This window comes from Streptomyces diacarni (assembly GCF_003323715.1).
Taxonomy (GTDB): domain Bacteria; phylum Actinomycetota; class Actinomycetes; order Streptomycetales; family Streptomycetaceae; genus Streptomyces; species Streptomyces diacarni.
Genome location: NZ_QOIN01000055.1, coordinates 122,556 through 148,855 on the forward strand (window position 1 = coordinate 122,556; position 26,300 = coordinate 148,855).

Sequence of the window (26,300 nt, forward strand, 5' to 3'; positions counted from 1 at the left end):
GGCGCATGCCGATCGGAGCACGGGCGTGGTGGATCCGAGCACGATCCGAGCACGAGGGGTACGTGCCGACCGGCGAGCGATGGCGCACACATCGGCCAGAACACAGGGCGCCGCGCCGAACCCCGGGTGGGCGGACCGAGGGGAGTGGCCGGTGGACGCGGAGCGACCCGACCGGTGCGCGTCCCGGGAGCCGCACGCCCCTCCGCCCCCTCTTGACCTCGGGCTCGGCGGAATGCTTACTTCCGGGTAGGCTCCGGCCCGGTCCCGCGGCTCTTTCCGAAAGCCGAAACCCAGGAGTAGAAACGCGGTCACCGGCAAGAATGCCCGGCAACGGAAATCCCGTTGCCAGTCGAATACCCCGCACCGGATGCTGACTCTTATGTTCGTCGATTCCGTCGATTCAGACATAGCGCCCAGCGGCACGCTGCTCGGCCTCCTGCAGAGAGGCCGTGGCGACGGGACGCTGCACGCCCTGGCGGCGCCGCGCGCCGAAGCGCTCGGCGCACTGCGCCAGTGCGTCCTGCACGACCCCAGGCGCGACTGGCAGATCGAACATCGCTCCCTGTACTACGCACGTCTGCACCGGGAGCTGGACGCCGGGCTCGACGACATCGCCGCACACCTCTTCGACCCCGCCGACCTCCAGTGCGCCCCGGACGAGGCCGAGGTCCGCACCGGCCTCGCCCTCTCCGTTCTCGGCCACCTGGCCTCCTACGCCGCCGCGCAGGGCACGGCCTGGCAGGAGAACGCCCCGCTGCGGCTGCTGCGCCGCTATGCCACCGCAGGCAGCAACTGGCAGTGGGCGCTGGACGAACTCGCCGTCCGCGACGACGACGCGGGGCTGCGCCCCCTCGGGCCCGCCATCCTGGCCAGGTTCCCGCAGACGCCCGAAGGGGACGCGGAGCTGGCGGCCGCCGCCCGCGACGCCTTCGAACCCCGACCCTGGCGGCTGTGGGCCGAGGACGCCGCGCACCCCGGGCAGGCCGACCGGCTGCGGCGGGCCCAGGAGTGCCGTTCCTTCGACCGCTGGCAGCGCCAGATGCGCGCGGACGGGCCACGTCCCGGCTGGAACGTGCGGGAGATCCTCGACTGGGCCCAGGACGGTTACGAACAACACCCGCCCCAGCACCGGGAGGCCCCCGCGGCGCGCTGTCTGTCCGCCGTCGCGGGACCGGACGACCGGCTGCTGCTGCTGGAGGCCGCACGGGGCCCCCGCGAGGCCGCACGCGCCGCCGCCCTGCGCCACCTGGCCGACCGCAACGATCCGGGCGTGCTCGACCTCATCGAGGAGGCCGCGGGCGATCCCGGTGAGGCGCTCGCCCGCTCCGCCCTCTCCTCCTTCGCTCGTATGCGGTCCCTGGCGGCTCTCGAACGCGCCAGGCGCTGGGCGGCCGCTCCCGAGGACACGCAGGCGCCGGGCCTCGCCACCGTCGCCGCCGAGATGCTCGCCTGCCGGGGTGGGGCACAGGACACGGACGCCGTACTCGCCGCGCTCCGCCGCACCATCCGCCTCGAGGGCCCCGACAGTCCCGCACTATGGCCGCTGGTGGACGGCGCGGGGCGCCTGTCCATCGCCTGCGCAGCCCCCGTGCTGCGCCACATCTACCGGGAGACCGCCTCCTCCCAGCTGCGCGGTCGTACCGCCCGGTCCCTCGCGGCCACCGATCCCTCCTTCCCCGCCGGGTTCGCCATCGAGTGCCTGTGGGACTGCGAGGAGTCCACTCGGCAGGTCGCGGCCGCGTGCGCCGCCACGGGCGACGCCCGCGTGGTGGAGCGACTGCGCCGGCTGGCCGCGGACCCCGCGGAGGAGGCCGACGTCCAGACCACGATCCGGGGCCGCCTCACCCCGCCCGCGTAACCCCCTGAGCGCCGACACCCCGCGCTCCCTCCGTGCCAAGGCTCGCGGCTCCCTCCGGACCGGTGCCCGTGGCTCCCTCCGGACCGGTGCCCGTGGCTCCCTCGGGACCGAGGTTCGTGAGGAGCAGACGGCCCGGGGCCTCCGTAGAGCGAACGGTGGGCGTGTTGCCCTCAGCGCTGCCTGAAGGGTGACCCCGTTCGTCCAGAAGACCGGGATGTCGCCCTCTTCGGGCCGTACCCGACCGCCGAAGTCCGGCCGGGAGAGCGCCCGGATGCCGAGCGCCCCCGGATCCCCGACGTGCACAGGACCGCCCTGCCGTACAGCCGATTCGGGGCGAGGAGTGACGCAGGTCTCACCTCACCGAGCTTCGAAGGAAAGGATTGTTGAACGATTCCGCAACCCTCACGTTGTCTCGTTCTCGGAACTGCGGTTGACTTCGGCCATGACCGACAACGTGCTGGAGGAACTCAGCGACGACCGCAGACTGTTGGGGCGCACCAGCACCGCCGAACGCGTCGCCGGCATCCTGCGCGGCCGGATCATCGAGGGCGGGTTCCGTCCCGGGATGCGGCTGGCGGAGGAGGAGATCGGCCGCGCACTGGGCGTCTCCCGCAACACACTGCGCGAGGCCTTCCGGCTGCTCACCCACGAGCGGCTGCTCGCCCACGAGCTGAACCGCGGCATGTTCGTCCGCAAGCTGACCGTCGAGGACCTGGAGGACCTCTACCGGGTGCGCCGCCTGGTCGAGTGCGCCGCGCTGCGGCAGCTGGCCGCCCCGCCCTACGCCCTGCACACGATGGACGCCGCGGTGACGGCGGGGCTGAGCGCGCGGGCCGAGGAGCGCTGGCGGGACCTGGGGACGGCCAACATGCACTTCCACCAGGGGATAGTCGAGCTGGCCGGAAGTCCACGCGCCGATGACATGATGCGCGGCGTACTGGCGGAACTGCGGCTCGTCTTCCACGTCATGGAGAACCCCCGCCGCTTCCACGAGCCCTACCTGCCGCGCAACCGCGAGATCCTGGACGCGCTCCGTGACGGTGACGCCCCCGGAGCCGAGCGGCTGCTCGCCGTCTACCTCGACGACTCCAGGCGCCAGCTCGCCGACGGGTACGCGCGCCAGCTAGGCTGACGGGTCGGCTCACGCCCCGCTGCGCCACCGCGCCAGCCACCCGGACCGCGCCAACCACCCGGACCGTGACAACCGTGCCGTTTCGGGTCTTGTCAGTGCGACGGCTTAATGTGTCCGTCGTGACTGAGAGCGCCACCACGACGAGCAGCCCGGTGGGGACAGGTGCGTCCGCACCCTCCCCGGCCCCGGGGCCCGCGGCCGACGAGGGCCTGGCCCGCCGCCTGCGCGCGCTCGCCTGCACGGCGCCGCTGCACGACCTCGACACCCGCAAGGCCAACCTCGCGGGCGAGTACGGCGCCTACGAGATGGCCGAGCTGGCGCTGGCGGCCATCGACCAGGTCACCCTGCAGATGGACTTCGACACCGGTGCCGACCACGAGCAGATCCTCGCCAGGCTGCTGCCCCGCGTCGCCGCCCAGGCCCCCGCCCGCCCGGCGGCCGAGCACGAGCGCGTCGCCCGCTGGGTGCTGGAGAACCTGATCAACGTCGGCAGCGTGGACCGCGGCTTCCGCGCCGTCTACGGCACCTTCGGCACCGACGGCGTCTACGTACGGCGGGACTACGACTTCAAACTCATCGAGGAGGTCCCGGGGCCCGGCGGCAGCGTCTACCTGCGCACCACGGACGAGGCCGTCAACGTCCTGGTGGGCGCCCTGGACACGGACGTCACGAGCGCCCAGATCGCCGCCGAGGTCAAGTTGGAGGTGCTCATCAACCGCGGGCGCCTCGCCGACGCGCAGCTCGCCGCCGAACAGGCCCGCTACCGCACCGTGCAGTACGCCGAGACGCTGCGCCGCACCCTGGAGGCCACCCGCCGCGACGTGCGCGCCGTCGACTGGCTCAACGCCGTACCCGACATGATCACCGAGGCGCTGGACCACGTCGCCGACCGCTACCGCCACGAGAACGCCATCCTCACCAACATCCGCAAGGCACGCGACGAGGCCGACTCCGAACGCGGCCCCGACCACAAGCGCCGCGCGGCCGAACTGGTCGACATCGTCAAGGACTGCATCCGCCGCCACACCCAGCTCCAGTCACGGCTGCTGGAGGCGGGCCCGCTCTTCCGCGCCGAACAGGACAGGCAGGCCTTCGCGCCACCCGCGGCCCGCGCGGGACTCGACCTCCACGGGCAGCTCCTCGCGCCGCTCCTGCCGCTGCCGCTGGAAGACGCCACCCGGGTGACCGACGCCTTCTTCGCCCGGGGTGTCGGGCTGCGGACACCGGGCGCCGTACGCCTGGGCGATCTGACCGACCTGCTCCTGACCCCGCCCGCCCCCCGCGAGCACCTCGGCGCCGAGATGCCCGAGCCCGACCTGGTCGCCACACCGGACGACAGCCGCTTCAGCGAGCGGCAGTTGGAGGCCGCCATGGAACTGCTGGAGCTGCCCGCCGACGCTCCTCGCCGGCTGTCGGGGCTGCTGACCGACGCGCGCCGGCGCGACCCCGATCTGCCGTATCTCATCGCCCTGCTGGCCGTCCACGCGGCGAGCCCGCCGGTGGGCACCGCCTACCGGCAGGGCGAGCAGCGTCTGGTGTTCGCCGTCGATGACGGTACGCAGTTGGAGGACGAGCAGTTCGGCGGCGCCGACCTGATCGTGGGGACGGCGCTGCTGGATGCCGCCGGGATGGCGGCCGACCGGACGGAGGCGGTGTGACACCTGCCCATCGCGCCGGAAAGCGGCGAGGCTCCACGCTCCCGCACGAGACGAACGAGTACGGATCATGACTGACTTCACCCCGGAGCCCGAACCCGACGAGGGAGCGGGCCGCAGCGCCGCCCCTCCGCGGGTGACCCCCGCGGACGCGGCGGACGCGGCGCGGCTCGTCTCCTGCGGGCTGCACCCCAAGCTGGTCCCCGCCAGGGACGCGGACTACACCGAGCTGCTGCGCCGTTACCGCGACGAACCCGCCTTCGCACGCCTGGCCGACGCCGTGGCGACGGGTCTCGGACTGGTCGTCCTGGAGGTCTCCACCCGCGCGGGCATGGCCCTGGCGGCCGCCGAGGACTCCGTCTTCGCCGTTCGCATGGGCGACTACGCGCGCCGTGCCACGGCCGACTCGGCGGACCGCTTCCTGCACGGCCTCGCCCATCTCGCCTGCGCCGCCATGGCCTTCCCCCGGCCCGAGGACCTGGCGGACGACGGCTACATCGGCCGGATCACCGTCAACGGCGTCGACTCCTTCGTCCGCCAGGCCTGCCGCAAGCTGGAGGAGCGGGCCGAGGCCGAGGGCGAGAACACCGACCCGGCCACCGACGCGCCGAGCCTGGAGGCCGCCTGGCGGGTCTACGCACGCCGCAGCGCGACCGGCGCCACCAAGGACGCGCGCAGGCTCGCGGGGTCGACGACGGGCATCGTCGCCAAGGCCGCCTCCTTCCTCGCCGACTCCGGCTTCCTCCAGCGGACGGGCGACGACGCCGGCGGCACCTACCGCACCACGGCCCGCTACCAGCTCCAGGTCCGCGACATGGCGGGCAACGCGGCCATGGCGGAGCTGCTGGAGCTGGGCGTCGTCCCCGTCTCCGACGGCACGGCGAGCCTGCTGCCGCCGCGCGACGAGGATGGTCTGGACCTGGCGCCCGACGCCGGGCTCCCCTTCCACTCCTGACCCACCAGCAGCCCACGCCCACCCCGCCGACGCCCCACACACGAGAGCACCGCCGCCATGTACGAGCTGTCCCGGATCCGTCTCTACTCCATCGGGCCCGCCGGCGCGCGCTACGCCGACACCGTGCTGGACCTGCGCGGAGTGGGGGACGCCGTGCCCAGCCCCGCACCGGCGCAGGCGGACTTCTTCGAGGAGGAGCCCCAGGGCCCGCCCCGCCGCCCCGCGCCCGCGGGCGTCCTCTTCCTGGAGAACGGCGGCGGCAAGTCCGTCCTGCTCAAGCTGATCTTCTCCGTGATGCTGCCCGGCCACCGCAACACCCTGGGCGGCGCCAGCTCGGGCGTGCTGCGCAAGTTCCTGCTCGCCGACGACTGCGGCCACGTCGCCCTGGAGTGGCAGCACACCCGCACCGGGGAGACCATCGTCGTCGGGAAGGTCAGCGAGTGGCGCGGCCGGCAGGTCTCCGGCGACCCGCGCAAGTTCGCCGAGGCGTGGTATTCCTTCCGCCCAGGACCCGGACTGTCCCTGGACGCGCTGCCCGTCGCCGAGTCGGCCGCGCTGCGCCCCCGCCTCGAAGGGGCGTCCTCGGCGCGCGGCAGGCGGCGCACCATGAAGGGCTTCCGCGACGTCCTGACGGAGACCGGAAAGGCGTACCCGAATCTGGACGTGGTCTGGGAGGAGGTGCACGAGCGCTGGAACGAGCACCTGACGTCGCTCGGCCTCGACCCCGAACTCTTCCGCTACCAGCGCGAGATGAACGCAGACGAGGGCGAGGCGGCGGGCCTCTTCGCCGTCAAGAACGACTCGGACTTCACCGACCTGCTGCTGCGGGCCGTCACCGACACCCGCGACACCGACGGGCTCGCCGACCTCGTCCACGGGTTCGCGCACAAGCTGGGACGCCGCGCCGAGCTGACCGCCGAACGGGACTTCACCGCGGGCTCCCTCGAACACCTGGAGCGCATCACCCAGGCCGCCGAGGCGCGCGGCCGCGCCCGTGAGATCCACGCGGGCGCCGAGCGCCGTACCCGGCTGCTCGCCCAGCGGCTGACCGCGCGCGGCACCCAGGAGCGCGGTCGCGCCGCGGAACTGGCCGAGCAGCTCGCCCAGGCCGGGGAGTCCGTCACCGCGGCCGAGGACGCCCGCTCCCGCGCCTCCCGGGTCGCCGCCGAACTCGCCTACCGGCACGCTTCGCTGGCGCTGGCCGCCGCGGAGAAGTCGGCGGCGGCGCAGAAGCGCGAGCTGGGCGAGGCCCGTACGCTGCACGCGGCGTGGCAGGCGGCGGAGACGGTGCTCGCGCACCGCACGGCCGCCGACCGGTCGGCTCGCGTGGCGGCGGCCATCCGGGAGGCCGAGCGGGACGCGGCGCCCGCCCTCGCCGCGCGTTCCCAGGCGGCCACGGCGCTGGTGCGGGCCCTGAACACCGCGGCGGAGGACAGCGAACGCATCGCCGGTGAGCAGGAGGAGCGTTCGAGCGCTCTGCTGACCGACAGCGAGCGGTCCCACCGGGAGGCCACCGAGGCCGCCACCGAGGCGCAGCGCGCCCGCAGCGAGACCGAGCACCTGCGCCAGCGGCTCACCGAGGTCGAGCAGGAGATGGCCGAGGCGGTGCGCGCGGGCTGGCTCGACGACAGCGACCCGGACGCCGACCCCGCCCGCGCCGCGCTCGAGGCCAGCGACGCGGAGAAGAGCGCCGTCGCCGCGTTCGAGTCGGCGCGCGACGCGGCGGCCCGCAGCGGCGAGCGCGCCCGCGAGCTGGCGAGCCGGCACGCCAGTGCGGAACTCGCCGCGGCCCGCGCGGCGGACGCGGCCGAGGCGGCGGAGTCCGCGCACGGGGCCGAACGCGCCACGGCCGAAGCCCTGGGCGTCGAGGAGCGCCTCGCCGAGCTGCTCGGTCTGCCCGGCGCACCGGCCGGCGGTCCGGCCTCCTCCCGCCGTGCCGCCTCCGGTGCGGGCGCGCGGGGCCCGGCCCGTGCCGCCGTACCGGGCCAACGCGACGTGGGCAATGCGCCGGACGCGCTGGCCTCGACGGCGGACGAGGGGCCGAGCGCCGGCGAGCCGGGGACCGCCCGCTCCGCCGGCAGCGACGGGACGGCCGCGCGTCAGGACATGGGGGATGAGCGCCTTGCCGGTCCGCGGCAGGCGGCAGGCGCCCCGGAGGACTCAGCAGGCCACCCCCCGCACCCGGACGAGGCGGGCGCCACGGGCCCGCTGACCGCCGAGGAGGTGGACCGCAACGCCGAGGCGCTCCAGGAGCTGCTGGACGAGGGTGTGGCCCATGCCGAACGCCAGCTGTTCGACCTGCGCACCGCAGCGGCGGACGACGCGCGGATGCTCGGTGCGCTCGGCGACGGCGGGCTGCTGCCCCCGGGCCAGGACGTGACGGCCACGGTCGAGTATCTGGGCGAGCACGGCGTCCCGGCCCTGCCCGGCTGGCGCTACCTGGCGCAGTCCGTCGACCCCGCCGACCACGCGGCGGTCCTCGCCGCCCGCCCTGAGCTGGTCGACGGCGTCGTCATCACCGACCCGCGGTCGCACACGCGCGCCCGTGAGGTGCTGGCGAGCGCGGCGCTGCTGCCGCGCTCCGCCGTCGCCGTCGGCACCTCGGCGGCGCTGCTGGCACCGGCGCCCGCACCAGCAGGGGGCGAGGAGGCGGGCGACTCCGGCGTCTTTCTCGTACCGCCGAACCCGGCCATGCACGACGAGTACGCGGCCGACGACGAGCGCCGCCGGCTGCGCGAGCGGGCCGCCGCCCGCGACGAGGAGATCCGCGCGCTGGCGGCACGGCTGGCCGCCGACCGGGCGCTGGCCGCCCGGCTCGCCTCGTGGCGCACCGGCTGCCCCGAGGGCCGCCTCGGTGATCTCGCCGACGCCGCCGCCGAGGCGCGGCAGGCGGCCGAGACGGCCGAGCGCCACCTCGTCGAGGTGAGCGAGGCGCGCGTGGACGCGGACGCGCAGGCGGCCGAGACCGCCCGGGTGCGCGACGAGCGGGGGGAGCGGGCGCAGCGGGCGCGGCGCAGCGCGGACGCGCTGGCGGGGCTCGCCTTCCGGCTGCGGGAACGCACCGCGTGGCAGACCCGGCTGCGGGAGCTGGCCGACGACGCGGCCACGGCGCAGGAGCGTGCCGAGGTGTGCTCGCAGAAGGCGTACGCGGCGGACGAGGACCGGCGCACCGCGCAGCGCGCCGCCGACGACGCCCACCGCACGGCCCGCACCCTGAGAGGGGAACGCGCCGAGATCGCGGGCGTTCCCGACGCCCCCGAGGAGCCCGACGCCTTCCAGGAGCCCGACGCGCCCGGCGAGGGGGAGCCGGCCGACGGAGGGGCCGACGCGGCCGAGGGGAAGGCGGCGGGTGCCAGGCCGGCGTCGCTGCCGGACCTGCGTGAGGCCTACCGTTCGGCCTCCCAGCTGTACGAGAAGGTCGGCGTCGGCGCCGACCTGCGCGCCGAACAGGCCCGCGCCGAGGGCGACGAGTCCGCCGCCAAGGCGGCGCTCGACCGGCTCACCAACAAGGTGCGCACCCGCGCCGCCCAGCTCCTGGAAGGCCCGGACGGCGCCGACGGCCCTTCCCGGCAGGCGGCCGCCGCCCGCGCCGAAGCGCTCGTCCAGCGGCTGGAGTCGCGCGGCTCCGACGTCAGCGAACAGCTCGGCCGGCTCCGCGGCGAGGCCGAGCGGCTCGCGCCGCCGGACGGGCAGGCCCACACCGAACTGCCCGCCGAGCGGGTGCCGGGCGACGCGGCCGAGGCCCAGAGCCTGCTGCGGACGGCCAACGCGGAACTGGCCACCAGGGGCGACGAGCTCGACGCGGCGCGCGCCGCCCACGAGTCGCTGCAGCGCGCCCACACGGCCGCCGAGGACGCCGCCGGCGGCTTCGACGAGACGGCGACCACCCTCCGGGATTTGCTGCGCGACCCGGCAGCCTCCGTTGCCGCAACGCCGCACGGCGAGGAGGAGCCGCCCGGGCCGTATCCCGGAGCGCTCGCCGAGGCCCGTCAGGCGGCGGCCGAGGCCCGGCGCTCGCTGCGCGGTTGCGCCGCCGACCTCGGTTCGGCGGAGGGGGCCGTACGTGAGGCCTGTGACGTGCTCGTACGGCACGCCAACTCCAGCCGCTACGAGCACGTGCGCACCCCGGCCAGGCAGCAGGTGCGCGAGCTGCCCGCCTCGGCGCTGCCCGACCATGCGGCCGCCTGGGCCGCGGCGTTCGCGCCCCGACTGCGGGTACTGACCGACGAACTGGAGCAGTTGGAGCGCAACCGGGACAGCATCGTGGACCGGCTGCGCGGCCTGGTGGAGTCGTCGCTGACGACGCTGCGCTCGGCCCAGCGGCTCTCCCGCCTGCCCGAGGGGCTGGGGGAGTGGTCGGGCCAGGAGTTCCTGCGCATCCGGTTCGACGACCCCGACCAGGCCACGCTCACCGAACGGCTGGGCGAGGTCATCGACGAGGCCACCCGCGCCGCCGTGCGCAAGAACTCCGACTTGCGGCGTGACGGCATGTCGCTGCTGCTGCGCGGCGTCCACGCGGCGCTCCAGCCGCGCGGGGTGTCGGTGGAGATCCTCAAGCCGGACGCCGTGCTGCGCGCCGAGCGGGTGCCCGTCGGACAGATGGGCGACGTCTTCTCCGGAGGCCAGCTGCTGACCGCGGCCATCGCCCTGTACTGCACGATGGCCGCCCTGCGCAGCAACGACCGTGGCCGGGACAAGCACCGGCACGCGGGAACCCTGTTCCTGGACAACCCCATCGGGCGGGCCAACGCCACCTATCTCCTGGAGCTCCAGCGGGCTGTCGCCGACGCCCTGGGGGTCCAGCTCCTCTACACCACGGGTCTGTTCGACACCACGGCTCTGGCGGAGTTCCCGCTGGTGATCAGGATGCGCAACGACGCGGATCTGCGTGCGGGCCTCAAATACATCAGCGTGGAGGAGCACCTGCGTCCTGGTCTGCCGGGCCCCGCGGACGAGGAGGGCGGGGCCGAGGTGCACGGGGAGATCACCGCGACACGGATGTTCCTCCGCCCCGACCAGGCGCGGCCTTCCGGTGCGGAGGGCGGCCCTGCCGAGCAGCCGTCACCGGAGGCTGCGGGCCCGCAGGTTCCGGCTCCTCAGCCGCCGAGTGACGCGCCGGGCGCGGCACCCTTCCCGCACCCCTGACGTCCCGCTTGTCCGGTCCGTCCTGCCCGTTCCGTCCCTGCTGCCGATCCGGTCGGTCCCGTCCATCCCGTGCGTCCCGTCCGTTCTCGTCCGGGTGGGTGACCTGTGCCGTCTCCTCGCGTCCCGCGCGCCGGTGTGCCTCCACCGCGCGGCGCCGCGCCACGCTGCTCGGCTCCGAGACGACGCCGTGCCGCTGGACCCATACCTGCCGCGTGATCCACACGTCCAGCACCGCCCATGTCGCCACGATGGTGCCGCCGATGGTGGCGAGCACCATGGGGAAGGCCAGCCACACGCCGGCCATCGAGCAGAAGAACGCGATCATGAGCAGCACCAGCGTCAGCGCCGCGATGATCACCGCACGCGCCGCCGCCGCCCGGACCGGATCCGGCAGGCGGGGTTTCGTATACATCCTGTTCACTCCCCCTCCACGACCCCCTCGATCTTCCCACGGTTGCGCAAACGTGTCCTTGGACACAAACCTCGAACGCCCGCCCGGGCATCGTCGGACAACTCAGGATGAGGCGCCACGGACCGCCTGTTCCCGTGCCCGTACACACCTACGAGTTGCCGGTGCGTCAGTAGTAAGCTCACGCCGTTTGCTGTCGGTACACGCCCCCGTGCGCTGGGGAGTACGTAGGGGAGGCCATGCGCTTTCGCGGGAAGTCCATCCGCCGGAAGATCGTGGTGCTGCTGCTGGTGCCGCTGGTGTCTCTGGTGTCCATCTGGGGCTTCGCGACGTACATCACCGCGACGGAGGCGAACAGCCTGCTGCGGCTGGATGAGATCACCCGCAAGATCGGCGATCCCACCGAGGACGCCGTCCAGGCCATCCAGCGAGAACGCCGCCACATCATGGTGCACATCGCCGACCCCCAGGGCGGCGCGGGACTGGAATCCCTGCGCAAGGCGGAGCGCGCCACCGACAAGAAGGTCTCCGCGGTCCGCCGCAACGCCGCCGACGGCAGTCTCCGTTCCGACCTGGGCCCCGACTCGCGGGCCCGGCTCGACGACTTCCTCGGCGCGCTGGACGGTCTCGACGCGCTCCGCTCCCGGGTCGAGAAGGACACCATCACCCGCGGCGGTGCCTTCCAGGCCTACAACGAACTGGTCGACCCCGCCTACGCGGTCATCAGCTCGCTGAGCGCCGTCGACGACGTCGGCCTGGAGAAGGAGGGCCGCGCCCTCGTCTACGTCTCGCTGGCCCGTGAGTACCTCTCCCGCGAGGACGCCCTGATGGCGGCCGCCTACGCCGCGGGCGAGTTCACCCGCGGTGACCAGCGCGCCCTCTCGGACCGGGTCGCCGAGCGCAACATCACCTACCAGACCAACCTGCCCTCCCTGCCGGCCACCGACCGGCAGATGTTCGAGAACTACTGGAACAGCACCAACGGCCGTACCCTGCGCGGCAACGAGGACGCCGTCATCGCCGCGGGGCCCCGCAGGACCGAGGGCCCGGTCGGTCAGGAGCGCTGGCGCCAGGGCATCACCGCGGCACTGGACGACCTCAAGCGGATGGAGGTCAAGGCCCAGCAGCGCTACCAGGACCGGGTCGACCCCGTCGCCACCCGCGTACTGGTGCAGGCGGCGGCCGCGGGCGTGCTCGGGTTCCTGGCCGTGCTGGCCTCCCTCGTCATCTCCATACGGGTCGGCCGCAGCCTCGTGCGCGACCTCGGCACGCTGCGCAAGGAGGCCAACGAGTCGGCGGGCGTGCGGCTGCCCAGCGTGATGCGGAGGCTGGCGGCGGGCGACCGGGTCGACGTGGAGGCCGAGTCCCCGCAGCTCGACTACTCGGCCGACGAGATGGGGCAGGTGGGCCAGGCGCTCAACACGCTGCAGCGCGCCGCCGTCGAAGCAGCCGTCAAACAGGCCGACATGCGGCGCGGCGTCTCCGAGGTCTTCGTCAACCTCGCCCGGCGCAACCAGGTCCTGCTGCACCGCCAGCTCACTCTCCTCGACGCCATGGAGCGTCGCACCGAGGACGCCGACGAGCTCGCGGACCTCTTCAGGCTCGACCACCTCACCACCCGGATGCGCCGCCACGCCGAAGGCCTGGTCATCCTCTCCGGCGCGGCCCCCTCCCGGCAGTGGCGCAAGCCCGTGCAGCTCATGGACGTCGTGCGGGCGGCCGTCGCCGAGGTCGAGGACTACGAGCGGATCGAGGTGCGCAGGCTGCCGAGGCTGGCCGTCGACGGCAGCGCGGTCGCCGACCTGACGCACCTGATCGCCGAGTTGCTGGAGAACGCCACCGTCTTCTCTCCGCCGCACACGGCCGTGCAGGTGCTGGGGGAGCGCGTCGCCAACGGCTTCACGCTGGAGATCCACGACCGCGGCCTGGGCATGACCGCCGACGCGATGCTGGACGCCAACCTGCGGCTCGCCGAGACGCCCGAGTTCGAACTGTCCGACACCGACCGGCTGGGCCTCTTCGTCGTCTCACGACTCGCCCAGCGCCAGGGCGTCCGGGTCTCCCTGCAGCCGTCGCCCTACGGCGGCACCACCGCCGTCGTCCTGATCCCCGGCGCCGTCCTCACCGAGACCCCGGGTCGCGACGAGGAGCAGCGCCCGCCCCGCACCGCCATCGAGGCCGGCGGAAAGCCCGCCCGGCCTCTCGACGGGCCCGTCGAGCTGGAGGCCCCGATCGACCAGACACCCCCCACCCGTGAAGGCCGCGGTCTGCCACAGCGCAGGCGGGGCCCCGCCACCGGCCCCCTTCCCGCGGCGGCCGGGGAAGTGCACCAGCAGGCCCGGGACGAGGCCGCCTCCGGCTCCCGCGGCCAGGACCGCACCGCGGCGGACGCCGCGGACGACGGCGGTGCGAACGGCGGGCAAGCGCCGCTGCCGCGCCGGCGTCCCGGAACACCCGTACTCGTCTCCGACAACGGCCGTACCGTCGATCCTGACCGCCGCTCAGGACCGGAGCGGCGTACCGGCGAAGCGGACCGTCAGGACTCCGGTGCGGGCGCCCACACGGGCGGACCCGCGCCGCTGCCCCGCCGTAAGAAGCCCGGTGCGGCCTCCGGGGCGCAAGAAGACCGTCCGCGGGCGGAGGCTGGCTCCACGCCGCAGACCGCACCGCCCCCGCAGGCACCAGGCACCACACGGGGCACCACGCCGGACCCCGGCGCCTCATCGGACGCCGGCACCCCGCACGGCACCAGCGCCGCGCAGAGCGTCGGTCCCACGCGGGACGCCGGTGCCTCGGGGACCGACAACGCCTCGCCGGCCGACAACGCCTCGCGCGTCGGCGGGCTGCCGCGCCGGGTGCGGCAGGCGAGCCTCGCGCCGCAGCTCAAGGCCGACACCCCGACCGTCAGCACCCGCATGCCGTACGGCCAAGCGGGCACCCAGGATTCCAGCACGCCGGATGCCGCCGAGCGCGACGCCGACGAAGTGCGCAGCAAGATGGCCTCCCTCCAGCGCGGCTGGGAACGCGGCAGACGCGAGAGCGAACCGCCGCACGACGCGGGGGAGTCAGCACCAGGAACGACACCGGGAGGGGACGGTCGATGACCGCACCGAACGCCGCATCGCACTCCGCTGGAAGCGGCGAACTCAACTGGCTCCTCGACGAACTGGTCGAGCGCGTGGGCAGCATCCGCAAGGCGCTCGTCCTCTCAGGTGACGGCCTCGCCAGGGGCGCGTCGCAGGGCCTGACCAGGGAGGACAGCGAGCACCTGGCGGCCGTCGCCTCCGGGTTCCACAGCCTGGCCAAGGGCGTGGGCCGCCACTTCGACGTGGGCGGTGTCCGCCAGACCGTGGTCGAACTGGAGGACGCCTTCCTCTTCGTGACGGCGGCGGGGGACGGCAGCTGCCTGGCCGTGCTCGCGGACGCGGAATCGGACGTCGGCCTGGTCGCCTACGAGATGACGCTGCTGGTCAAGCGCGTCGGTGCCCACCTGAGCACCGCGCCGCGCGCCACCCCGGCGGGCGGCACCACCACAACCGACTGACGCGGACGGCGGGGGACCTCGGAAACAAGGCGGGGGAACCGGGGAAACCGAGGAAACGAGGAAATGAGGGGGCGGGGCCGGCAATGACGGACCACTGGTTCGACGACGCGGCAGGACCCGTGGTGCGGCCGTACGCGATGACGCGGGGCCGCACCCGCAGCAGCGTCGTCGCGGCGCAGCTCGACCTCATCGCCCTCGTCCTGTCCGACGAGCCGGCCGAGGGGTGCGCGGACGATCCGGAGGGGCCGCCCACCGAGGACGCGCTCCTCGCGGATCACTCGCTGGCCCCCGAACACCTCGACATCGTCCTGCGCTGCCGCCGCTCCGCCCTGTCGGTGGCGGAGCTGGCGGCCGAACTCGATCTGCCCGTCGGTGTCGTCCGGGTCCTGATCGGCGACCTGCTGGAAGCCGAGCTGGTCCGCGTCACCCGTCCCGTCCCTCCGGCCGAGCTGCCGGACGAGAGCATCCTCAGAGAGGTGATCAATGGTCTTCGGGCGCTCTAAGCGGGGTGGCAGAAAGGCCCCCGCCGAACCGGTCACGCTCAAGGTCCTGGTGGCGGGCGGATTCGGCGTCGGCAAGACCACCCTCGTGGGGGCGGTCAGCGAGATCAAGCCGCTCCGTACCGAGGAGACGCTGACCGAGGCCGGACGCCGGTTCGACGACACACAGGGGGTGGAGGCGAAGACCACGACGACGGTCGCCATGGACTTCGGCCGCATCACCATCCACGACGAACTCGTGCTCTACCTGTTCGGCACGCCGGGACAGGACCGTTTCTGGTTCCTGTGGGACGAGCTGGCCAGCGGCGCGCTGGGCGCCGTGGTGCTCGCCGACACGCGGCGGCTGGAGGACAGCTTCGCGGCCATCGACTACTTCGAACGCCGCTCCATCCCCTTCACCGTCGCCGTCAACTGTTTCGACGGGGCCGAACGCTACCCCGCGGAGACCCTCAGGGAAGCGCTCGACCTCGACGGGGAGGTGCCGGTGATGCAGTGCGACGCGCGGCAGCGCGAGTCCGCGCGGGACGTGCTCATCTCCGTGGTGGAGCACGCCATGCACACGGCCGCGCAGCGCGCCGCGCACAGCCCCGCCGAGGCCTGAGCGGCCCAGTCGGTGCCGGCCCGGCGGCGTGCGCCGCGGAGCCGGCGGGGCGTGCGAAAGCGGCCCGGCGGGGCGGGTGCGCCTCAGCTCTTCTGCCACCCGAAGCTGCGTTCGACCGCCTTGTGCCAGTTCCTGTACTCCCGCTCCCGGTCCTCCTCGCTCATGGCGGGCGTCCACTCGGCGTCGCGCTTCCAGTGGGAGCGCAACTCGTCCAGGTCCGACCAGACGCCCGTGGCGAGGCCGGCCGCGTAGGCGGCGCCCAGGCAGGTCGTCTCCGCGATCACGGGGCGGATCACGGGAACGCCGAGCACGTCGGCCTGGTGCTGCATCAGCAGGTTGTTGGCCGTCATGCCGCCGTCGACCTTCAGGCTGGTGATCTCGACGCCGCTGTCCTGGTACATGGCGTCGACGACCTCACGGGTCTGCCAGCTCGTCGCCTCCAGCACGGCTCGCGCGAGGTGCGCCTTGGTCACGTACCGGGTCAGCCCTGTGACCACGCCCCGCGCGTCCGAACGCCAGTACGGCGCGAACAGCCCGGAGAACGCCGGGACGATGTACGCGCCGCCGTTGTCGTCCACACTGGCCGCCAGCCCCTCGATCTGCGAGGCGTCGTCGATGATGCCCAGCTGGTCCCTGAACCACTGCACCAGGGCGCCGGTGATGGCGATGGACCCCTCCAGACAGTAGACGGGAGCCTCGCCGCCCAGCCGGTAGCCCATCGTCGTCAGCAGGCCGTTCCTGCTGGGGACCGGCCGGTGCCCGGTGTTCAGCAGCAGGAAGGAGCCGGTGCCGTAGGTGTTCTTGGCCTCGCCGACGCCGTAGCACGTCTGTCCGAAGACGGCCGCCTGCTGGTCGCCGAGCGCCGAGGCCACGGGCACACCCGAGAGGCGGCCCACGGCGGTGCCGTACACCTCCGAGGAGGAACGGATCTCGGGCAGGACCGCGGCGGGCACGTCCATCGCGTCCAGCACCGACTGGTCCCACTCCAGCGACTCCAGGTTCATCAGCATCGTCCGGGACGCGTTGGTCACGTCCGTGACGTGTCTGCCGCCCTCCGTGCCGCCGGTCAGATTCCAGATCAGCCACGAGTCGAGCGTGCCGAACGCGATCTCGCCCCGCTCGGCCCGCTGCCGCAGCCCCGGCACCTCATCCAGCAGCCACGCCACCTTCGGCCCCGCGAAGTAGCTGGCCAGCGGCAGCCCCGTACGGTCGCGGAAGCGGTCCTGGCCCGCGTCGCCACCCAGTTCGGCGCACAGCTGCGAGGTACGGGTGTCCTGCCACACGATCGCGTTGTGCACCGGTTCACCCGTCGCGCGGTCCCACAGCACTGTCGTCTCGCGCTGGTTGGTGATGCCGATGGCGCTCAGCTCGTCGGCGCGCAGCCCCGCCCGCTCCAGCGCCCCGTCCACCACCGACTGCACCCTCGTCCAGATCTCGGCGGCGTCGTGCTCCACCCAGCCGGGTTTGGGAAAGATCTGCCGGTGCTCCTGCTGGTCGACGGCGACGATCCCGCCCCGCTGGTCGAAGACGATGCAGCGGCTGGAAGTGGTGCCCTGGTCGATGGCTGCGACGTACTTGTCCGTCATGGTTGACGACCCCTCGTTCGGTGCGTTCGGACGTCGTGCTCAGAATGCGGCCTTACGCGGCAGCGCGCCGAAGCCCCGCCGATCGGTGCCCTACGGCCCCGCCGATCGGCGGCCCACCCGCCGGTGACGGCTGCTCCACCCCGGCAGCGGCGGCGGCGCCCGCGGCGAGCGTGACGGCAGTGTTGAGCCCGGCCGAGAGGCAGTCAAGGTCGCTGACACGACGGAGGCCGCGGCTCGTTGTGCGACGTGATCGTCGCGACTGTCACGGGCACGTCACCAGACCCTCACGTCCCCGTACGCGTACCCGATCATGCGAACCGCCCCCGCGGGAAGCACGTCCACACTGAACAAGAACGGTGGCACGGGACCGACGGGGGTGGTCCCGAGCCGCCGTTCCTCATTTCCCGGTTCCCTGGTAGATGAGGGGAGCATGAGACGCATCCGCACCGCACCCCGCATCCCCCTCCTGGCCGCAGCCGCGCTCCTCGCCCTCGCCGTGGCCCCGGCCCCCGCCGCGGCCCACCCAGCCACAGGCCACGACCACGGCCACGGCCACGGTGACCACGGCCTCCACGAACACGGCCACGGGGACGACCCCGAGGCGCCCAGGGAGTTCGTCGCCCTCCACGACGTCGCCCCCACCATCCGGCAGGAGATCCGCTACCACACCCCGCACAACTTCGTCGGCGAACCCATCGACGGCTACCGCGAACCGATGTGCCTGGTCACCAAGGACACCGCGAAGGCCCTCGCCAAGGCGCAGCGCTCCCTCCTCCGGCGCGGCTACACCCTCAAGGTGTACGACTGCTACCGCCCGCAGCGCGCCGTCGACCACTTCGTCCGCTGGGCGCAGGACCTGGACGACGAGAAGATGAAGGCCGAGTTCTACCCCCGCGTCGAGAAGAACCGGCTGTTCGAGGACGGCTACATCGCCGAGAAGTCCGGGCACAGCCGCGGCAGCACCGTCGACCTCACCGTCGCCGAACTGCCGGCCGCACCCACCCGCCCCTACGTGCCGGGCGAGCCGCTGACGCCGTGCTACGCGCCCAAGGACGAACGGTTCCCCGACAACTCCGTCGACACGGGAACCGGCTTCGACTGCTTCGACACCCTCGCCCACACCGACGACCCCAGGATCACCGGCGAACAGCGCGCCCACCGGCAACTCCTCAAGACCACCCTGGAGCGGCAGGGCTTCACCAACCTCCCCGAGGAGTGGTGGCACTTCACCCACGAGCCGGAGACGTTCCCCGACACCTACTTCGACTTCCCCGTGGAACGCGGCTCACTGTCCTCGCGTCACTGAACGTCATGACGCGCCCGGCGCGGGGTGCCGCCGCCCGGCCCCTCATCCGCAGCGGCAACACCCCGCGCCGCCGTCACCTGACCCGCACCGCGTACCCCACCTCACCGCCGCCCTCCCGCTCGACCACCACGGCCCCTCCGCGGTCCGCCCGCACCGTGAACCGTTCGGCCCGCGGACGCTGTCGGCCCTCGCCCGGGTCGGGGATCAGCAGCCCGCCGCCGGTGCGCCCCGGGGCGGGCGGCCACACCTCCAGCTCCGTCTCCCCGCCCTGTGACCGCACCGGTACCGCCGTACCGGCGCGGGCCAGTACCGGCACCCGGTCCAACGGCGCCGCCACCCGCACCGTCGCCGGCCCCTCGAAAGGCCGAGCCGTGGCCGTGTCGTACCAGCGGCCCGCGGGAAGCCGGACGGCACGCTCCCGCACCCCGGGCTCCAGCACCGGCGCCACCAGCAGCGCGTCCCCCAGCAGGAACGCGTCCTCGCAGTCCCGCAGCCGGCGGTCCCGCGGATGCTGCCACCACACGGGACGCACATACGGCGCACCCGTGCGGTGCGCGAGCTGAGCGAGCGTCATCAGATAAGGAGCCAACCGCTCGCGCGCCGCCAACGCCGCCCGCACGTGTTCCAGCACCCGCGGGCAGGACTCCCACGGCTCCCCTCGAGCCTCCTTGGCGGCCCGCGTGCGCAAGAGCGGCAGATACGCGCCCAACTGGAGCCCCCGCAGATACAGCTCGGGCGACACCTGTGCCGCCGCCTCACCGATGTCGGGCCCCGCGTACGGCATCCCGCACAGACCGAGCCCCAGCACCAGCGACAGCGCCGCCCGCAGCCCCTCCCAGCCGCCGGTGGCACCGCCCGTCGCGGACCCGCCGTACCGCTGCATCCCCGCCCAGCCGGAACGCGAGACCAGGAAGGGACGCTCCTCGGGCCGCAGTTCCCGCAGCCCCGCGCAGGCGGCCTCGGCCATCGCCAGCGCGTAGACGTTGTGGGCCTCCCTGTGGTCGCCGCCCCGGCCCTCCAGAGCGTGGCGCGCGGACAGCGGCAGCGTAGGGTCGCCGAAGGCACACAGCGAGAAGGGCTCGTCCCCGGTGTGCCACACCCCGGCGAACCCCTGCTCCAGCCGCTCCGCGTACAGCGCACCCCACCACTTGCGCACCCGCCGGTCCGTGAAGTCGGGGAAGACCGCCTCGCCTCCGTGCGCCCCTCCGAGCACCACACGGCCCCCCGCCTCCCGTACGAACACGTCGGCCGCGCGTCCGCTCTCGAAGACCGGGTCGCCCGCCCGTGCCCGCACCGCGGGCCCGACCGACGACACCAGACGCACCCCGGCGGCCGACGCCCCTGGCGCCCGCGCGCCCGCGCCAGGGACGTCGCCCCCGGTGGAGCCGCGGCCGTCGGAGGGGAACTCCTCGACGTGCAGCGCACGCAACGGCAGCCCGAGCGCGCGGCGCCCCTCGGCCACCCGCGCCGGCCGCTGCGCGTCGCCGGCCGCACCGAGCGCGTGCTGGTACCCCAGCGCCCAGCCGGGCGGCACCGCCGGGGCGCCCGTCAGCGCGGCCCAGCCGTGTAGCACGCGGGAGGGCGCGCCGGCCACGGCCCAGTACCGCAGCGGACCGCCCGACATCCGCACCTCGCACCGCCCGGGACGGTCGTGCCCCGAGCCCAGCCCCTCAGCGCCCTCCCGCAGGTCCACCCGCCCGTCCCAGGAGTTGTCGTGGAAGACGAGGAGCGTGCCCGCGTCCGCCACGCTCACCAGCACCGGCATCGCCACCGACAGGGGACGGGACGCGAGGCCCACGAGGCCTCTCTTTGTGCCCGTCAGGCCGGGGGCGGAGCCCGACCGGTCGGGTGCGGCGTGCCGCGGTCCCGGTGCGGTGTTCCACAGGCGGTACGAGCGAGAGCGCAGCCGGGGCCCGTCGACCTGACCACCCAGCCCGAAGAACCGGGCGTCCGCCGGCAGTTCGGAGCGTTGCAGCCACCGCGGCCCCGCCGCCGCGCCCGCCCCCGGGGTCGGCGCCCGCCGCGCCCGCCTCCTCCCACCACCGGGGCGGATGGTCGCGGCGCAGCAGCGCGCCACCCGGCGTACGCACCTCCACAGCGCCCAGCCGCGAGACCGTCACCAGCATCCGCTCGGACACCACCCGCCAGCCGCCGTCCTTGTCCGGCTCCAGACGCGCCCGCTCGTCGGCCGCGGGAGCGGCCCCCGCCAGCGCGTACGACGGCTCAGGATCGGCACCGTCCCAGCCGACGAACACCGCGCCCGCCACCGTCACCCGCACACACAGCACCGACCGCGCGAAACGGACCGTCCCTCCGCCGGGGCCCGGCTCGGCACCCGTCGCCTCACCCGGGGTGCGCGCCCGCTCGGCCCGCTGCTGCCGCGGCAACCCCACCGCGTCGGCGCGCCGCCTGCGCCACGCCGCCCGCCACGACCCCACCCCCCGGCCCCTGCCACCCACCGTCACCGACCGCACCAGGTCACGCGCGTCCATGCTGCTCAGCCTGCCACCGAAGCAGCGCCGCGTCAGCGCTGTTCAGCGGGCGTTCACCCGCTGGTCACCAGGGCCTCCGCACACTCCACACAGCCCGGGTGTGTGACTCTTGCCCTGGCACAACCTGTGATCACATGGCATCGTCCCGGCCGGAAGACGCGACGACGCGTACACACGCCAGGGAGCCGCACCATGACCGCAGCGCACAGCGACAGCAGTACCTCGCACCCCTCCGCACCGGAGGCGCTCTGGCGGCCCGATCCCGCCGGCTTCCCCACGGCACGCCTCACCCGGTTCCAGAGCTGGGCCGCACAGCACCACGGCGCCCCCCAGCCCGACCCCGACGACCCCGTCGCCTCCTACGCCGCACTCCACAGCTGGTCCACCGCACACCTGGCCACCTTCTGGTCCGCCTTCGCCGACTGGTGCGACGTCCGTTTCAGCACGCCCTACGAGACCGTACTGGCCGACGCCACCATGCCCGGCGCCCAGTGGTTCCCCGGCGCCACCCTCAACTACGCCGAGCACGCGCTGCGCCATGCCGAGGACCCCGCACGCGCCGACGAGCCCGCCCTGCTGCACGTCGACGAGACCCACGAACCGGTCCCCCTCAGCTGGCGCGAACTGCGTGCCCAGGTCGCCTCCCTCGCCCATGAGCTGCGCCGCCTCGGCGTCCGCCCGGGGGACCGCGTCAGCGGCTACCTCCCCAACATCCCGCAGGCCGCCGTCGCCCTCCTGGCCACCGCGGCCGTCGGCGGCGTGTGGACCTCCTGCGCCCCCGACTTCGGCGCCCGCAGCGTCCTCGACCGCTTCCAGCAGGTCGAGCCCACCGTCCTGTTCACCGTCGACGGCTACCGCTACGGCGGCAAGGAACACGACCGCCGCGAGACGGTCGCCGAGCTCCGCGCCGAACTGCCCACCCTCCGCGCCGTCGTCCACGTCCCCCTGCTCGAGACGCCCGCGCCCGAGGGCGCACTGGAATGGGCCGAGCTCACCTCGCTCGACGTCGAACCCGAGTTCGAGCAGGTTCTTTTCGAACACCCGCTGTGGGTCCTCTACTCCTCGGGCACCACAGGACTGCCCAAAGCCATCGTCCAGTCCCAGGGCGGCATCCTTCTCGAACACCTCAAACAGCTCACCCTGCACAACGACATGGGGGCGGGCGACCGCTTCTTCTGGTTCACCTCCACCGGCTGGATGATGTGGAACCTGCTGGTCTCGGGCCTGCTCACCGGCGCCACCGTCGTCACCTACGACGGCAGCCCCGGCTACCCCGACACCGCCGCCCAGTGGCGCGTCGTCGAACGCACCGGCACCACCATCTACGGCACCTCCGCCGCCTACGTCATGGCCTGCCGCAAGGCCGGCGCCCACCCCGGGCGCGACCTCGACCTCTCCAAGGTCAAGTGCGTCGCCACCACCGGCTCCCCACTGCCGCCCGACGGCTTCCGCTGGATCCACGACGAGGTCTCGCCCGACATGTGGATCGCCTCCGTCAGCGGCGGCACCGATGTGTGCAGCTGCTTCGCCGGCGCCGTCCCCACCCTCCCGGTGTACACCGGAGAACTCCAGGCACCCTCACTGGCCGTCGACCTCGCCGCCTGGGACCCCCACGGCACGCCACTCCTCGACGAGGTCGGCGAACTCGTCGTCACCCGGCCGATGCCCTCGATGCCCGTCCGCTTCTGGAACGACCCCGACGGCTCCCGCTACCACGACAGCTACTTCGACGTGTACCCCGGCATCTGGCGCCACGGCGACTGGATCACCCTGACGAGCCGCAACACCGTCGTCATCCACGGACGCTCCGACTCCACCCTCAACCGGCAGGGCGTCCGCATGGGCTCCGCGGACATCTACGAGGCCGTCGAACGCCTCCCCGAGATCCGCGAGTCCCTCGTCCTCGGCGTCGAACAGCCCGACGGCGGCTACTGGATGCCCCTTTTCGTGCACCTGGCCGACGGCGCCGTCCTCGACGAGGTACTCCGCGACAGCATCAAACAGACCCTGCGCAAGAACCTCTCGCCCCGCCACGTGCCCGACGAGATCATCGAGATCCCCGCCGTCCCCCACACCCTCACCGGCAAACGCCTCGAAGTCCCCGTCAAACGCCTCCTCCAGGGCACCGCCATGGAGAAAGCCGTCAACCCCGGCTCCGTCGACAACGCCGAACTGCTCGACTTCTACGCCCAGCTCGCCCGCGACCGCACCTGAAGCGCTGACACGACGAGGAGGGCCGCCCCGCGACAGCGCGGGGCGGCCCTCCTCGTCGTGTCAGCCTCGTGACGTCACTCCCCGGACAGCACCCCCTGCGCCGCCGCACGCGCCTCCGGGCCGCTCTCCGCCGCCCGCGCCGCGGCCGCTGCACGCTCACACTGCGCCAGCGTGTGCTTGGCGAGCTGCGCCCGCACGAACGGGATCGCCGACGAACCCATCGACAGGCTCGTCACCCCCAGCCCCGTCAGCACACAGGCCAGCAGCGGATCCGAGGCCGCCTCGCCGCAGACACCGCAGCTCTTGCCCTCCGCCGCGGCAGCGTCCGCCGCCGTCGCCACCAGGTCCAGCAGCGCGGGCTGCCACGGATCCTGCAACCGTGAGAGCGCACCCACCTGACGGTCGGCGGCGAACGTGTACTGCGCCAGATCGTTCGTCCCCAGCGACAGGAACTCCACCTCCTGGAGCACCGAACGCGCCCGCAGCGCCGCCGAGGGAATCTCCACCATCGCGCCGAACTTCGCGCTCAACCCCGCCTCGCGGCACGCCTCGGCGAACGCCCGGGCATCCGACCGGTCCGCCACCATCGGCGCCATGACCTCGAGGTAGACGGGCAGCCCCTCGGCCGCCACGGCCAGCGCCCGCAGCTGCCCCTGCAGCACCTCGGGGTGGTCCAGCAGCGTCCGCAGACCGCGCACGCCCAACGCCGGGTTCGGCTCGTCGGCGGGCGTGAGGAAGTCCAGCGGCTTGTCGGCCCCGGCGTCCAGCACCCGCACCACGACGCGCCCCTCCGGGAACGCCTCCAGCACCTGCCGGTACGCCTCGGTCTGCTTCTCCTGCGAAGGAGCCCGCTCGCTGTCGTCCAGGAACAGGAACTCCGTACGGAACAGCCCCACACCCTCCGCGCCGGCCTCCACGGCCGCCGGCACATCGGCAGGACCGCCCACGTTCGCCAACAGCGGCACCTTGTGCCCGTCCGACGTCGCGCCGGGGCCCTTGGCGGCCTCCACGGCCGCCTTGCGCTCCTCGGCGTCCCGCGCGAGCGCCTCCCGCTCCGCCTCCGTCGGGTTCACCGCCACCTCACCGGTACTGCCGTCCACCGCGACGACCGTGCCCTCGGCCAGCTCACCCGCGCCCGGCAGCGCCACCACGGCCGGCACCCCCAGCGCCCGCGCGAGAATCGCGCTGTGACTGGTCGGGCCGCCCTCCTCGGTCACGAAACCGAGCACCAGAGCCGGGTCGAGCAGCGCGGTGTCCGCGGGCGCCAGGTCCCGCGCGATCAGCACGTAGGGCCGGTCGCTGTCCGGTACACCCGGCATCGGCACGCCCAGCAGCCGGGCGACGATGCGGTTGCGCACGTCGTCCAGGTCGGCCACCCGGCCCGCCAGGTAGTCGCCCGCCTGCGCCAGCAGCGCCCGGTAGGCGGCGAAGGCGTCGTAGACCGCCCGCTCGGCCGTACTGCCCACGGCGATCCGCCGCTCGACATCGGCCATCAGCTCCGGGTCCTGCGCCATCATGGCCTGTGCCTCCAGCACGGCCTGCGCCTCACCACCCGCCAGGTTGCCCCGCGCGAGCAGATCAGCGGCGACGGCCTCCACGGCCTGCCGCGCCCGCTGCTGTTCACGCGGCGCCTCGTCGGCCGCGATCTGCTTGGCCGGGGGCTCCAGCACGGCCGTACCCATGTGCCGCGCCTCGCCGATCGCCACGCCGTGGCTCACGCCCACGCCTCGAAGCGTTGTGTCCATCTCACCCGTCTCCGGTCAGCGGCGGCACCACACCACCGCGGTCGTACTGCGCCCGGCCCGCGCACGCGTGGAAAGACGGGAAAGCGGACTTCCCGACGGGAGCGGACTCCCTGTGCCACGTGGCGTTCGGAAGGGGGACAGGGCCGGGCCCGTGCGTCAGCTCCAGCCGAAGAGCGTCTGTCCCCGCTCCACGTCGCCGTCCTCCACCAGCTCACCGAGCGCCTCGGCGGTGGCCTCCAACGCGATCACCGGCGAGATGGGGGACTTCCCCTTCTCCGCCACGGCCGCCGGGTCCCAGCGCACCATGGGCTGCCCCCGGGTGACGGTGTCCCCCTTGGCGGCCAGCAACTCGAAGCCCTCTCCGTTCAGCTGCACCGTGTCGATGCCCAGGTGCGTCAGCACCCCGTGCCCCTCGGAGTCCACGACCACGAACGCGTGCGGGTGCAGCGAAACCACCACGCCGTCCACGGGCGCCACCGCCTCGGTGGGCTCGCGCACGGGGTCGACGGCGGTGCCGGGGCCCACCATCGCCCCGGAGAACACCGGATCCGGCACGGCAGCCAAACCGATGGCACGTCCGGTCAGCGGGGACGACACGGTGGTCATGAGAGGCCTCCAAGGGGCGGAGTTTCGGTCAGCCACCGTCGCTACCTGTCCAGGACGGCGCACCGTTCAGAAGCGTAAGTCATAGGAACAGGTGATTCCGTCCGAGCACACAGGCGCGCCGTCACCTGCTGTTTTGCGGTGATCGCACAGCGTTCGGAGCAGCTTCGGAACAGCTTGCGAGCGAGTGTGCGGCGGTGAGCCCGCGAAACCGATTTGCCTCTCTTCATCGAGGGCCTGTACTGTCGTATGCCTGCCCGGCGCCGAGGCGAGGGCAGGACCCCAACCAGCCACTGATTCCGATCAGTTGCTCGTCCGCGCTCCGGCGCGGGACGGATTTCGGATCAGCGAAATCACGGTGGTAGGCTTGGGAAACACCGAAAGGGCAAACGTCCGGAGAAACCGGTGCTGCATCGTCAGTGCCGATCAGTTTCGAAGGAAGCGTCCGTTCCTTGAGAACTCAACAGCGTGCCAAAAGTCAACGCCAGATATGTTGATACCCCGACCTGCCGGGTTGTTCCGGTGGGTTGAGGTTCCTTTGAATTACACAACAGC

At 73.5% G+C, this 26,300-nt stretch carries 14 protein-coding genes and 2 pseudogenes; 11 read left to right on the top strand and 5 right to left on the bottom strand.

Annotated elements, in window-relative coordinates; translation table 11 throughout:
* Window positions 1-379: 379 nt before the first annotated feature.
* Complete coding sequence (locus tag DTL70_RS27810) at window positions 380-1,858, top strand: HEAT repeat domain-containing protein (RefSeq protein WP_114024763.1); 1,479 nt, start codon at window positions 380-382, stop codon at window positions 1,856-1,858.
* 204 nt (window positions 1,859-2,062) lie between these two features.
* Here DTL70_RS27810 and DTL70_RS35180 read toward each other — a convergent pair.
* A pseudogene (locus DTL70_RS35180) lies at window positions 2,063-2,161 on the bottom strand (D-glutamate cyclase family protein); the annotation flags it as partial.
* A 139-nt stretch (window positions 2,162-2,300) separates the two neighbouring features.
* Here DTL70_RS35180 and DTL70_RS27820 point away from each other — a divergent pair.
* From DTL70_RS27820 to DTL70_RS27860, 8 genes are all read left to right on the top strand, one after another.
* Window positions 2,301-2,990 carry a GntR family transcriptional regulator gene (locus DTL70_RS27820; protein ID WP_114024764.1) on the top strand — a complete coding sequence of 230 codons (690 nt, stop codon included), beginning with the start codon at window positions 2,301-2,303 and terminating at the stop codon, window positions 2,988-2,990.
* Window positions 2,991-3,109: 119 nt separating this feature from the next.
* Complete coding sequence (locus DTL70_RS27825; RefSeq protein ID WP_181861115.1) at window positions 3,110-4,648, top strand: hypothetical protein; 1,539 nt, start codon at window positions 3,110-3,112, stop codon at window positions 4,646-4,648.
* 67 nt (window positions 4,649-4,715) lie between these two features.
* Window positions 4,716-5,600 (top strand): hypothetical protein, encoded by an 885-nt coding sequence (locus tag DTL70_RS27830; protein ID WP_114024766.1) that lies wholly within the window; start codon window positions 4,716-4,718, stop codon window positions 5,598-5,600.
* Between the two features lie 57 nt (window positions 5,601-5,657).
* Complete coding sequence (locus DTL70_RS27835) at window positions 5,658-10,745, top strand: hypothetical protein (RefSeq protein ID WP_114024767.1); 5,088 nt, start codon at window positions 5,658-5,660, stop codon at window positions 10,743-10,745.
* Between the two features lie 648 nt (window positions 10,746-11,393).
* A complete protein-coding gene (locus tag DTL70_RS27845; RefSeq protein WP_114024768.1) occupies window positions 11,394-14,258 on the top strand; it encodes a sensor histidine kinase in 2,865 nt (954 codons plus the stop codon).
* The gene (locus tag DTL70_RS27850; RefSeq protein WP_114024769.1) at window positions 14,255-14,698 is read left to right on the top strand and encodes a roadblock/LC7 domain-containing protein; all 444 of its coding nucleotides are present in this window, start codon (window positions 14,255-14,257) and stop codon (window positions 14,696-14,698) included. Before DTL70_RS27845 ends, DTL70_RS27850 begins: the two co-directional genes overlap by 4 nt.
* Before the next feature lie 83 nt (window positions 14,699-14,781).
* Window positions 14,782-15,201 (top strand): DUF742 domain-containing protein, encoded by a 420-nt coding sequence (locus DTL70_RS27855; protein ID WP_114024770.1) that lies wholly within the window; start codon window positions 14,782-14,784, stop codon window positions 15,199-15,201.
* Window positions 15,182-15,799 carry a GTP-binding protein gene (locus tag DTL70_RS27860; RefSeq protein WP_114024771.1) on the top strand — a complete coding sequence of 206 codons (618 nt, stop codon included), beginning with the start codon at window positions 15,182-15,184 and terminating at the stop codon, window positions 15,797-15,799. The genes DTL70_RS27855 and DTL70_RS27860 overlap by 20 nt, the downstream gene beginning before the upstream one ends.
* Window positions 15,800-15,882: 83 nt before the next feature.
* On the opposite strand, the gene glpK is transcribed toward DTL70_RS27860, so the two are convergent.
* Window positions 15,883-17,385 (bottom strand): glycerol kinase GlpK, encoded by a 1,503-nt coding sequence (gene glpK, locus DTL70_RS27865; RefSeq protein ID WP_114024772.1) that lies wholly within the window; start codon window positions 17,383-17,385, stop codon window positions 15,883-15,885.
* Between the two features lie 430 nt (window positions 17,386-17,815).
* Between glpK and DTL70_RS27870 the strand changes: the two genes are divergently transcribed.
* Window positions 17,816-18,691 (top strand): M15 family metallopeptidase, encoded by an 876-nt coding sequence (locus tag DTL70_RS27870; RefSeq protein WP_114024773.1) that lies wholly within the window; start codon window positions 17,816-17,818, stop codon window positions 18,689-18,691.
* A 73-nt stretch (window positions 18,692-18,764) separates the two neighbouring features.
* Here DTL70_RS27870 and DTL70_RS27875 read toward each other — a convergent pair.
* Window positions 18,765-21,183 (bottom strand): annotated as a pseudogene (locus tag DTL70_RS27875) (glycoside hydrolase family 31 protein).
* Window positions 21,184-21,375: 192 nt separating this feature from the next.
* On the opposite strand from DTL70_RS27875, the gene DTL70_RS27880 reads away from it, so the two are divergent.
* Window positions 21,376-23,397, top strand: coding sequence for an acetoacetate--CoA ligase (locus DTL70_RS27880; protein ID WP_114024774.1), 2,022 nt, complete (start codon window positions 21,376-21,378; stop codon window positions 23,395-23,397).
* Between the two features lie 74 nt (window positions 23,398-23,471).
* Here the strand turns inward: DTL70_RS27880 and ptsP are convergent, their stop codons facing one another.
* Together ptsP and DTL70_RS27890 are read right to left on the bottom strand one after the other, a co-directional pair.
* On the bottom strand, window positions 23,472-25,142 hold the full coding sequence (gene ptsP, locus DTL70_RS27885; RefSeq protein WP_114024775.1) for a phosphoenolpyruvate--protein phosphotransferase: 1,671 nt from the start codon (window positions 25,140-25,142) through the stop codon (window positions 23,472-23,474).
* Window positions 25,143-25,298: 156 nt separating this feature from the next.
* Window positions 25,299-25,748, bottom strand: coding sequence for a PTS sugar transporter subunit IIA (locus tag DTL70_RS27890; protein ID WP_114024776.1), 450 nt, complete (start codon window positions 25,746-25,748; stop codon window positions 25,299-25,301).
* Window positions 25,749-26,300: the final 552 nt, after the last annotated feature.

Coding starts and splice junctions, on each gene's coding strand:
- DTL70_RS27810 (WP_114024763.1), top strand. CDS start 380: ATGTTCGTCGATTCCGTCGATTCAGACATAGCGCCCAGCGGCACGCTG.
- DTL70_RS27820 (WP_114024764.1), top strand. CDS start 2,301: ATGACCGACAACGTGCTGGAGGAACTCAGCGACGACCGCAGACTGTTG.
- DTL70_RS27830 (WP_114024766.1), top strand. CDS start 4,716: ATGACTGACTTCACCCCGGAGCCCGAACCCGACGAGGGAGCGGGCCGC.
- DTL70_RS27835 (WP_114024767.1), top strand. CDS start 5,658: ATGTACGAGCTGTCCCGGATCCGTCTCTACTCCATCGGGCCCGCCGGC.
- DTL70_RS27845 (WP_114024768.1), top strand. CDS start 11,394: ATGCGCTTTCGCGGGAAGTCCATCCGCCGGAAGATCGTGGTGCTGCTG.
- DTL70_RS27850 (WP_114024769.1), top strand. CDS start 14,255: ATGACCGCACCGAACGCCGCATCGCACTCCGCTGGAAGCGGCGAACTC.
- DTL70_RS27855 (WP_114024770.1), top strand. CDS start 14,782: ATGACGGACCACTGGTTCGACGACGCGGCAGGACCCGTGGTGCGGCCG.
- DTL70_RS27860 (WP_114024771.1), top strand. CDS start 15,182: ATGGTCTTCGGGCGCTCTAAGCGGGGTGGCAGAAAGGCCCCCGCCGAA.
- glpK (WP_114024772.1), bottom strand. CDS start 17,385: ATGACGGACAAGTACGTCGCAGCCATCGACCAGGGCACCACTTCCAGC.
- DTL70_RS27870 (WP_114024773.1), top strand. CDS start 17,816: ATGAGACGCATCCGCACCGCACCCCGCATCCCCCTCCTGGCCGCAGCC.
- DTL70_RS27880 (WP_114024774.1), top strand. CDS start 21,376: ATGACCGCAGCGCACAGCGACAGCAGTACCTCGCACCCCTCCGCACCG.
- ptsP (WP_114024775.1), bottom strand. CDS start 25,142: ATGGACACAACGCTTCGAGGCGTGGGCGTGAGCCACGGCGTGGCGATC.
- DTL70_RS27890 (WP_114024776.1), bottom strand. CDS start 25,748: ATGACCACCGTGTCGTCCCCGCTGACCGGACGTGCCATCGGTTTGGCT.